10 protein-coding genes are annotated in these 10,699 nt (G+C 50.2%); 6 read left to right on the forward strand and 4 right to left on the reverse strand.

Annotated features, from left to right (window positions below):
• From ABYP73_RS07085 to ABYP73_RS07095, 3 genes are all read left to right on the forward strand, one after another.
• Positions 1-1,326, forward strand: a 1,326-nt coding sequence (locus ABYP73_RS07085; protein WP_372973858.1) for a vanadium-dependent haloperoxidase, incomplete at its 5' end; no start/stop codon positions are given.
• A 3-nt stretch (positions 1,327-1,329) separates the two neighbouring features.
• Positions 1,330-2,223 (forward strand): AraC family transcriptional regulator, encoded by an 894-nt coding sequence (locus ABYP73_RS07090; RefSeq protein ID WP_372973859.1) that lies wholly within the window; start codon positions 1,330-1,332, stop codon positions 2,221-2,223.
• A gap of 83 nt (positions 2,224-2,306) precedes the next feature.
• Complete coding sequence (locus ABYP73_RS07095; protein ID WP_372945714.1) at positions 2,307-3,230, forward strand: metallophosphoesterase; 924 nt, start codon at positions 2,307-2,309, stop codon at positions 3,228-3,230.
• A 36-nt stretch (positions 3,231-3,266) separates the two neighbouring features.
• Here ABYP73_RS07095 and ABYP73_RS07100 read toward each other — a convergent pair whose 3' ends face one another.
• From ABYP73_RS07100 to ABYP73_RS07115, 4 genes are all read right to left on the reverse strand, one after another.
• Complete coding sequence (locus ABYP73_RS07100; RefSeq protein ID WP_372945713.1) at positions 3,267-3,992, reverse strand: energy transducer TonB; 726 nt, start codon at positions 3,990-3,992, stop codon at positions 3,267-3,269.
• A 157-nt stretch (positions 3,993-4,149) separates the two neighbouring features.
• On the reverse strand, positions 4,150-5,733 hold the full coding sequence (locus ABYP73_RS07105) for a Gfo/Idh/MocA family protein (protein WP_372973860.1): 1,584 nt from the start codon (positions 5,731-5,733) through the stop codon (positions 4,150-4,152).
• A complete protein-coding gene (locus tag ABYP73_RS07110; RefSeq protein WP_372946307.1) occupies positions 5,730-6,224 on the reverse strand; it encodes a DoxX subfamily in 495 nt (164 codons plus the stop codon). The genes ABYP73_RS07105 and ABYP73_RS07110 overlap by 4 nt, the downstream gene beginning before the upstream one ends.
• Before the next feature lie 171 nt (positions 6,225-6,395).
• Positions 6,396-7,658 carry an aminotransferase class V-fold PLP-dependent enzyme gene (locus tag ABYP73_RS07115; RefSeq protein WP_372973861.1) on the reverse strand — a complete coding sequence of 421 codons (1,263 nt, stop codon included), beginning with the start codon at positions 7,656-7,658 and terminating at the stop codon, positions 6,396-6,398.
• A gap of 95 nt (positions 7,659-7,753) precedes the next feature.
• Here ABYP73_RS07115 and ABYP73_RS07120 point away from each other — a divergent pair, with 95 nt between their 5' ends.
• From ABYP73_RS07120 to ABYP73_RS07130, 3 genes are read left to right on the forward strand one after another with little or no spacing between them, the layout of a single operon-like run.
• Positions 7,754-9,070 carry a gluconate:H+ symporter gene (locus ABYP73_RS07120; RefSeq protein WP_372973862.1) on the forward strand — a complete coding sequence of 439 codons (1,317 nt, stop codon included), beginning with the start codon at positions 7,754-7,756 and terminating at the stop codon, positions 9,068-9,070.
• Between the two features lie 4 nt (positions 9,071-9,074).
• Positions 9,075-9,548 (forward strand): RidA family protein, encoded by a 474-nt coding sequence (locus tag ABYP73_RS07125; RefSeq protein ID WP_372973863.1) that lies wholly within the window; start codon positions 9,075-9,077, stop codon positions 9,546-9,548.
• A gap of 1 nt (position 9,549) precedes the next feature.
• The gene (locus ABYP73_RS07130; RefSeq protein WP_372973864.1) at positions 9,550-10,650 is read left to right on the forward strand and encodes a D-TA family PLP-dependent enzyme; all 1,101 of its coding nucleotides are present in this window, start codon (positions 9,550-9,552) and stop codon (positions 10,648-10,650) included.
• Positions 10,651-10,699 lie beyond the last annotated feature (49 nt).

Consider the following 10,699-nt stretch of genomic DNA (forward strand, 5'->3'; position numbering starts at 1 on the left):
CTTATGGTATTGGTCTCTCTGGGCTGTCAGAGAGAAAAAACGCCCATTGAGATCTCACCGGAATTGATACACAGCAGTGTCGATAAGGTGACGGAGATCATGATACACGATATCTTCTCACCCCCTGTAGCCAGTAGAATCTTCACCTACCCCAATATCGCCGCCTATGAGATCATAGCACAGGATGACGACAAGTACCGATCCCTGGCCGGGCAGGTACACGAACTCACTCCAATCCCTACGGCCGACCCCGGGAAACCTGTTAACAAATCCCTTGCTGCCATGATCGCCCATATAGACCTCAGCCGCCGGCTTATCTTCAGTGAGGATCAGATGATCAGTTATCGAGACAGTTTGTACGCCCTTTGGTCTGCCCAGAATAAAACAGAATTTGAGGCCTCCAGGGATTACGGCCTGCAGGTGGCCGAGCATATTGCCGCATGGATGGATAAAGACAATTACAAACAGACCCGGACTATGCCCAAGTTCACCGTCAATACGGATGAACCTTCCCGATGGCAACCTACTCCACCTGCCTATATGGCCGGAATAGAGCCTCATTGGAGCAAGATCCGACCTTTTGTGATCGATTCGGCGGAGCAATTTAAACCGGTGCCACCTCCCCCGTTTTCCATGGAGGAAGGGTCAGATTTTTACAAAGAGGTCAGGGAAGTTTACGATATCAGCAAAAAGATGGAGGCCGAGGGAGACGAATCGGAAGAGGTGGAGATCGCGAAATTCTGGGATTGCAATCCTTATGTTTCCGTAACCCGCGGTCACCTCATGTTCGCCACCAAGAAGATCACCCCGGGGGCTCACTGGATAGGGATCACCAAGATCGCCTGCAGGAAATCCAATTCGGGCTTCAACGAGACCGTCCACGCCTATACAAAGACCTCTATGGCCATTGCAGATGCCTTTATCAGCTGCTGGGATGAAAAATATCGAAGCAACCTGATCAGGCCTGAGACTCTCATCAACGAACACATTGACGACAACTGGAAGCCCGTACTCCAAACCCCTCCTTTTCCTGAATATACCAGCGGCCACAGCGTGGTTTCAGGGGCCGCATCTATTGTGCTTACGGATATCTTCGGGGAGGACTTTTCTTTTGACGACGATACGGAACTGGCCTACGGCCTGCCCGTTAGATCATTCTCTTCCTTCCGGGAGGCTGCAGATGAGGCTGCCATTAGCAGGATGTATGGAGGGATCCATTACCGTGCAGCCGTGGAAGTAGGGGTAAAACAGGGAAGGGATCTGGGCTCCTTTATCGTCAATAAACTCAAAATGGAAAATAAATCAGAACTGGCTCAAAGCAAGTAACCTATGAAGAAAGCGCTTTTCGCACTTGCCCTCCTGATCGCGGGAGGAAGTATCGCTTACCTCTTTATCTATCCCTATGACTACCTCGTGACCATGGAGGCTAAGGCCAACAGAGGTAGCATCAATCAGATTGTAAAATTGTGGAACACCAGTCTTGAAGACAGCAGCATCGAGGCGGGGGCCAACCTGGAGGAGCTAAGGCAGACACTGCATTTCGGGGATTCAACCCATATTTATGACTGGAGGATCTCTGCTGTCAATGACTCTGTTTCCAAAATAAGGGTCTTTGTCAGGGACAGCGCTCATAGCTTTGCGAACAAGCTCCGAGTGCCCTTTTACGATACCGATATAGAAAGAAGGACAAAGAATAGCCTGAGAAACTTTTCCGACCTCCTCGCTAACCATATCAAAAGTATTCGTGTACGTATCGAAGGTGAGGCCGAATTGGATTCAACTTTCTACGCCTATGTACACAATAAGACGACGCAATTCGGAAAGGCAGGTGGCATGATGCGTGACTTTCCGCTACTGGACCCTTACCTGGTCAACAACGGGGTGGAACTCAACGGGAATCCCTTTATTGAAATTTTGGACTGGGACAGGGAAAAGGACAGTCTTGAATTCAATTTCTGTTATCCCATCATCAGGAATGACAGCCTTCCACAACACCCCGACCTGAAATACGGATATCGCGAACCTGTACGGGCCATCAAGGCCGTCTACAATGGAAATTACATCACCTCAGACAGAGCCTGGTATGCCCTACTGGATTATGCCGAAAAAAATGACATCGAAGTGACGGGACTCCCGATTGAGGTATTCTACAACAACCCAAACATAGGGATAGATGAGATCACCTGGAAGGCAGAGGTAGTCATGCCTTTGGCGGATCAGTGATATCAAATGTACAGGGTTGCACCGGTTGTGATCGGGACAGCTCCGGTCCGGCAAATTTTTCGATATTTATAGAAATTTGACCTATGTCTTCCAACTACCGGCTGAGCAGGGCCTATAAAAATGCCAGGACCCTTCTTTTTGATGACCATTCGAAGTTTATATTCTTCAGTGATTGCCACAGGGGAGACAACAGTTTTGCTGATGATTTCGCCAATAACAGAAATATCTACTTTCACGCGCTGCGACACTATTTCAAAGAAGGTTTCCAGTACTGTGAACTGGGAGACGGGGACGAGCTTTGGGAAAACATAGAATTCGAGGACCTCTTCGAGGCCCACAAGAATGTATACCTGCAGATGCGGAACTTCTACATGGGAAACCGGCTTCACATGATCTGGGGGAACCACGATATGGTCTACAAGGATCCCGCGTCTGTCAGGAAGAACCTGGGCAGCTATTTTGATCCTATTGACGAAAAAGACAAACCTCTTTTCCCAGACCTGGCTTTCCATGAAGCCCTCATCCTGAAACACCGAGATACCGGGCAGGAAATCTTTTTGCTGCACGGGCACCAGGCCGACTGGTGGAACTATACCTTCTGGCGGTGGGGCCGATTCCTGGTCCGCGTCCTTTGGAAACCCCTGCAGGTATGGGGAATAGCGGACCCTACCAGTCCGGCTAAAAACTACAAGGAACTCATCAAGGTAGAACGCAGGATCAAGAAATGGATCCTCGAGAATAATTCCATCCTCACCATCTCAGGACATACCCACCGCCCGAGGTTCCCGAACCCGGGAGAGATTCCCTTCTTCAACGACGGTAGTTGCGTGCACCCCAGAAGTATCACCGGCATCGAGATCTCGGGCGGGGAGATCACCCTGATCAAATGGCATATCTCCACAAAAGAGGACGGCACCCTGCAGATCGTAAGAGTGATCCTTGAAGGGCCTAAAAAATTAAAAGAGTACCACAAAAAAAGACCCTCCTTGAGATCTAGCCCCACCTAGACCTGCTCTAAAAGAAGGATCTTTCTGAATTTTACCTTAGGGTGTCTGTATCACAAAATTGATAGGAATACTGTAGGGAACGGAGACCGGCCTTCCTCTTTGCTCTCCCGGTTTCATTTTAGGGAGGGATGCAACGATCCGGTGCGCTTCCTTCTCGAGATTCTTGTCAGGACCCCTCATCCTTATACTTCCGATGTTTCCTTTGGAATCAATCACAAATTGAACAAATACACGTCCCTGTATCCCGAGTTCCAAAGCTGTAGGCGGGTAGGTGAATTCCTTGACAATGTGTTTTTGGATCATTTCCTGGAAGCAAGCCTTGCGCTCTTCATTGTTCCTGGCAGACTCACAACCGGGAAATACAGGTACGTTCTCAATGACCGCGAACGGAACAATGATCTCCTCTTCCTCTTCCCCAACTTCCACATCGTCCACATCTATAACTTCTATGACGGCATCCTGGCTTGTTTCTGTACTTTCGATAATGGTCTCTTCAACCTCCTCTGTATCCTCAACCACTTCGATCACCTCAGGCGCAGCGGGCGGTGGAGGGGGAGGTGGGGTCTTTATCATCTCTGTAACTGGAACATCCTCTTTCAGGTCATCGACAGCCTGGACCATTTCCCTTACCACCTCATCCTTGGGATAAGATTTGTATTCAAGGGCACGCCAGGTAAGGAACAAGACAACAGTCAGCCCGATGACAAAATACAGGCCGCTGTTTCTATTCAAATCGGCTTTTGGATTTTTTTTGACTTGCATGACATTGAATTTAATACCCTTAAATTAGACCCTATACCAAACTATTACTATGACATTTGTCAGTTTTAGGGTTTACGGCCCTGAATTCCAGGGTATTCCATAAAAAAACCTGCTTTTCGGCAGGTTTAATCAATCACTAAGGGTGCGTCCAGGGTCATCAGGTACCGGAGAGAAGGACCTGGTCCAGGTCGATATCCTCAATGGGGACGATCTGCTCCGCCACAGGATCCCACTCAATGCGGCGGCCCAGTTTATAGGCCAACCCTGTCATATGAGCTGTGATGGCCTCTTCAAAACCTTCCTTGATCCCGCAGCTCAGGGTACCACCGTTGCGAATAGCGCTGAGCCATTCCCTCAGGTGGAGATAGGTGGAATTAACCCGCACCCCATCAATATAGGTCCACATCAGGCCCTTATCCGCGAAGTACTGGGAAGTGGCCGAAGATACCGCATCCGGGACATTGGCCCCCGGATTGTAATGATAGATGGGGACGTTGGGTTTCATCTTTCCGGATTCGATCAGCTCGGCGTATTTAGTGGATCCGCTGTCGGGCCAGATCGTAAGGTTATTTCCCAATTCCATGGAGGCATCATGCCCCATCAGGATGGTTGGCCTGCTGAATCCATTGCCTAGAGTGGCATTGTAGGTAAAGGTCATCCCTTTTTCCTTACCAGGAGCCTGACTGCTACCCGTACTGAAATCCGGGAAATCCATGTTTACCTGAAGGACATCGGGAACATTCCTACCGTCATTGTGGGTGTAAATGCCGCCTGAGGCCGTGATGTATTTGGGAATTCCCATATTCAGGACACAGTTGAGTCGGTCGTAATCATGCGTCAGCAGGTCACCAGACAATCCCGATCCATAGGCCCACCATTTCCTCCAGCGGAAAAAGTGATTTTTGTTAAAGGGTATCTCAGGTGCAGAACCCAGGAATTGTTGCCAGTCAATGGTCTGCTCACTTGCCTTTTCATGAATATCGTAGTTCCAGGCACCGTTGTCGTCATTCCTGTTGGTAAAGGTCTGTACCACAGAAACGTGTCCCAGTACTTTCTTATCGATGATATCACTGGCCGTCTGGAAACTGAGGGTCTGCCTGTGCTGGTGACCCACCATGAGATGAGCCTTGGAATTCCTCGCGGCATCCCGGAGCCTGTAGGTCTCTTCAATGGTGTGCGTCATGGGTTTCTCCACATAGACATGCACATTGTTTTCCAGGGCCTCTATGGACATGGGAGCATGCCAGTGGTCAGGTGTTGCGATGATCACGGCATCCACCTCCCCGCTCCGGATCATCTCCTGATAGGTATTATACCGCTTTACCTGGTGTTCTGCAGTTGAAAATGAGGCTATGGCGTTTTCAGCCCTGACATCAAAGATATCGCATACCCCTGCGATCCTGAGGTTCAGCTTTTCCTGCTCCAGGAATTCCTTGAGTTGGGTATTTCCAGTGAGGCGTTCCTCCTCTTTCATCTGTTCGATCCATTCCTCTGTAGCAAAGCCCAAAGCCCTGCAGAGCTGTTCGCCCCTGATCCCGAATCCGATGATACCTATGCGGATGGGGTCACCTCCAATCTCGGGAAGCGCCGATGGCAGGGTAGGTTCAATTTTGAGCATTTCGAGGATCTCCGTGCGGTCCTTGCTCTTCACGAGAGCATTGGCGGCACCGGCCCACCAAATGGAGCCCAGGATGGGCAATCCTCCTAATCCTTTAAGTATGTCTCTTCTGGTCCATTTCATGACTGAGGGGTTTTAACAGTTTTGGGTTCTCTTTTAAGCAGGTAGTTAAGTCCGAAATACGTACTCGTCTGTATATGGTATAATACCCAGAGAGCACCTATTTCGATCAGGTTCTTGTTCACGAACCAGTAACTGCCCTCCACATTGCGCTGTTCCAGCCAGGGGAAAGGCGGATGGGCAAAATAATACATGGCGAGGAGGACCATCCCGGCGATGATACCCCATTTCTCGAAAATACCGAGGACGAGGGTCACCCCGACAAAGATCAGGACCAGGGTATTCAGGGTGTCTACCCAGCCTATGATCCCATCCCCCGTAAGGGCGATAAAAAGAGATTTAAATGGTCCCTGGGCCGTGGCAAGGTATCCGAAGGCCGTCCAGTCGGGATTGAACAATTTGATGACCCCTTCGTACAAAAAGTGCCATCCTATGAGAATACGCAAAAAAACCACGCTTTTCAGCAGTGATTCCCTTTGAAGTAATTCAGTCATGGAGTTAAATTTTTGGTTTCAGTATCTATTTTAAGTGGAACGTTAGAATCCTCTAATTCTAATATGTATAAAACGATCAAAACTAATGGCTAACCCATTCATTTTCTATGATTAATATCAGTTTTATTCCGGGTAAATCAGGGCATTTGGTCATATTTTCTATACAGTGAATCAAGTCCTGGCGGCGATTTCTTTCATGGCCTTGATGAATGTATCGAGTTCTGCAGTTGTCGTATAGACATTGGGTGTGATCCTGCAGCCCTTAACATTATCCTGATCTATGGCAACGGTAAAGATCCCGAATTCGTCAAACAGGGTTCTGGCGAGTTCGGATGGTTTCATATGTGTGATCCCCACGTTGGCAATACCGCAACTCCTGTGCATTTCCACAGGTGTATTGATGATGATGTTCTCTGTATCCCTCAGAGCGTCGCTCCAGTATCTTTGAAGGTACCTCAACCTGTTCTCCTTCCGCTCCATCCCGATGAGTTCGAGGTAGTCCATGGCATCATTAATGGTGAGATCTGTATGTACCGGGTGTGTTCCGATATGGTTCAGCCGAAGGATGTCATCCGGTTCCCGCTGATGTTCGGCCAGGAGGGGCCAGATCTTGGAAATATTCTTTTTGGCTACGTAGAGGATTCCGGCACCCAGGGGGGTACTCAGCCATTTGTGGAGACTCGACCCGTAATAATCGCAGTTGAGCTCTTCAATATTGACTCTTATATGGCCTACGCAGTGAGCACCGTCTACCATGACCTCCACCCCGTGCTTGTGTGCCATATCGCAGATCTTCCTCACCGGGAGGATCTGCCCTGTGATATTGACCATATGGCATATCATCATCAACCGGGTCCTGGGCGTTATCACAGATTCGTACAGGGACACGATCTCGTCGTCATTTTCCGGATGATTGGGCAGGGAAACTGTCTTGTTGACCACTCCGTAGCGGTCTGCGATCAGTTTGAAATGCTCCCGCATCGCCCCGTAGTCCTGCACGGCAAATACCGCCTCATCCCCTTTTTTCCATGGAAATCCTCCGATGATCATATCGAGGGATTCGGTCGTATTCCTCGTGATAATGAGCTCTTCAGAGGAGCAACCTACCAGACGCGCCAGTCTGGCCGCGATCCGTTCTTTGTTGTCCCACTGCACGGTGCGCATATAGTAAGACCCCTCGTAATTGACCTGCTCGATATGCCTGTGGAATTTCTGGATGGTGGGGATAGGAGCGATATTGTAATATCCGTTTTCCAGGTTGATGTAGTCCGGTTTCAGGGCATAATCCAGGCGAATCCTCTGCCAGAATTCCTCTTCATCCTCCAGGTCATAGGTGCCCCTGGGTTCAGCATTCTGTCCACTCAACGTCAGGGGGAGAAAAGGGGTGGCCAGTGCAGCCTGACCCATCCTGCGCAGGAAAGTGCGTTTATCCATAATGATCGGTTTCCTATACAAGATAAAAAATTGATCCCTTAGTTCTATTCAAAATGGTATATTTAATATCTCATCAGCAAGCTTAAATTGAGCCGATGCCCTTATTCATCGTTATTATTGGAATCCTCATCCTGTTCCTGCTCATTGCCTGGTGGAAACTCAATCCTTTTATCACCTTTATTCTCGTTTCCCTCTTCGTGGGGATCGCCCAGGGGATGGACCTTATCAGGGTGGTCGATTCCATCCAGCGGGGCATTGGGAACACGCTTGGCTTTCTGGTCATCATCCTGGGGCTGGGTGCCATGTTGGGAAAACTGGTGGCCGACAGTGGTGCCGCCCAGCGGATCACCTCAAAATTGATCGCGCGATTTGGAGTTAAAAATATCCAATGGGCGGTAGTGCTGACAGGATTCATCGTCGGGATCCCCATGTTTTACACGGTGGGGTTTGTGATCCTGGTTCCCCTGGTTTTTACCGTGGCCGCAGCAACGGGTCTCCCCTTGCTTTACGTGGGTCTGCCCATGCTAGCCTCCCTTTCGGTAACGCACGGATACCTTCCCCCTCATCCCGCTCCCACAGCCATTTCAACCATGTTCGGGGCCGATCTGGGCAGGACCCTGGTCTACGGCATCATCGTAGCGGTTCCGGCGATCATCCTGGGCGGACCCATCTTCTCCCGCACCTTAAAACATATTAAAGCGACACCCCTGAAGGAGTTTGTAAATCCACGGCCCCTGTCAGAACAGGAAATGCCCGGCACAGGGATCAGTATCCTCACGGCCCTCATGCCCGTTATCCTTATCGCCTTTGCCACGCTCGCAGAACTGTTCCTGCCAGCCGAACTCTGGATCACTAAGGGTTTGAACTTTTTAGGAAACCCCGTGATCGCCATGCTGCTGTCTGTGATCTTTGCCATCTTTTCCCTGGGCCTCCTCAGGGGGAAAAAAATGAAGGAGCTGATGGATTCAGTGGGAGCATCCATTGCCGGAATTACCATGGTATTGCTCATTATAGCCGGTGCAGGTTCCCTTAAAGAGGTCCTTATAGACAGCGGGGTAAGTGATTATATTGCCGGCCTCCTGAAAGGATCTTCGTTTTCTCCTTTGTTCCTGGCCTGGATCATTGCCACGGTAATCCGGATCTGTGTGGGATCGGCCACGGTGGCCGGACTCACGGCGGCCGGGATCGTGCTGCCCATGATCGAGACCACAGGGGTAAGCCCGGAACTCATGGTCCTCGCCATTGGGTCGGGCAGCCTCATGCTGTCTCATGTAAACGACAGTGGCTTCTGGCTTTTTAAAGAGTATTTTAACCTGTCAGTGAAGGACACTCTTCGCAGCTGGACACTTATGGAAACAACCGTAGGAGTTACCGGGTTACTGGGTGTCCTGGTATTGAATCAATTTGTATAACGATATGAGTAATCTACCCTCACAACGCATTGCAGACCTCGGGTTGATCCTGCCCCCTCCACCACCTCCAGCAGGCCTTTACAAACCCGTACTGGTCATAGACGGATTCCTTTACGTCTCAGGACAGGGACCTATGAAAACCGACGGTACCTATATCACGGGTAAGGTTGGGGATACGATGAGCCTGGGAGAGGCGAAACTCGCCGCAGAACAGGTGGGCCTTACCATGCTTTCTACCATTACGACACATTTCGGTGAGATCGATAGGATCAAAAGGCTGGTCAAGACCCTTGGGATGGTGAATTCTACTCCCGAATTCGACCAGCATCCTCTGGTGATCAATGGATTCAGTGAGCTTATGGCCGACATTTTTGGGATGGAGAATGGGGTGGGTGTCCGCAGTGCCGTGGGCATGACCCTCCCCGGACAGGTGGCCGTGGAGATTGAAGCGATGTTCCAACTGCATGAAACACCCTGAAATGCAAAAAAGACCCTGGTATAAGATCGAAGAGGAAGAGAAAGTGGCAAGTCCGGCCCTGCTGGTCTACCCTGAGAGGGTGGAACAGAATATCAGGACCATGATTGAGATGACGGGCGGACCTGAAAAGCTCAGGCCGCATGTGAAGACCCACAAGATGGCGGAGATCATTGAACTCCAATTAAAACACGGTATCACAAAATTCAAATGTGCCACGGTGACCGAAGCGGAATTGCTGGGCCGGTGCAAGGCGCCTGATGTGCTCCTGGCCATGCAGCCTGTCGGACCTAACATCGGTAGATTCCTCGATCTTATGGAACACTACCCTGATACGGCATTCTCTGCCCTCGTTGACCATGACAACGTTATTGATCAAATAGGGACGCAGGCCCTTGAAAGAGGAGTAAAGGCACCCCTTTATCTAGACCTGAATGTGGGCATGGACAGGACGGGGATCAGGCCTTCAGAAAAGGCCCGATCACTCTATATCATGATCTCTGAACACGATGGGCTGATCCCGGCCGGGTTGCACGCTTATGACGGTCATATCCGCAACCCTGATATAGAGGAGAGAAGGAAGGTGTGCGATGCTGCCTTTGAAGCTGTTACTCAAATGAAGTCTGAACTCGAAAAGGAAGGGTTTCCCGTTAGGGAGGTCATAGCCGGGGGCTCCCCTACTTTTCCTGTCCACGCAAAGCGCGAGGGAGTCATTGCGAGTCCGGGGACTACCCTTCTCTGGGATGCCCGTTACTCCGAATCCTTTCCGGATATGGATTTCCAAATAGCGGCCGTACTGCTTACCCGGGTGATCAGCAAACCAGCGGAGGGCACCCTGTGCCTCGACCTCGGACACAAATCCGTGGCCCCGGAAATGGACTTCCCCCGGGTTAGGATCTTTGGAATGGAACATACAAAACAGGTCGGGCAGAGCGAAGAACACCTGGTCCTGAAAACAAATGATGCTACAGAAACCCGAATGGGTGAGGTTCGTTATGCGATTCCCATGCACATTTGCCCCACGGTGGCCAAATATCCCGAAGCCCTGACTGTTGAACATGGCAAAGTGACCGGGGCTTGGAGGGTGGCAGCGAGGGATCATTAGTTTGGACTGAGATCCCACAATGCTTTTTTTGGGTTGCTCAATTGATCAC

This window comes from Muriicola sp., assembly GCF_041567615.1.
Taxonomy (GTDB): Bacteria; Bacteroidota; Bacteroidia; order Flavobacteriales; family Flavobacteriaceae; genus Muriicola.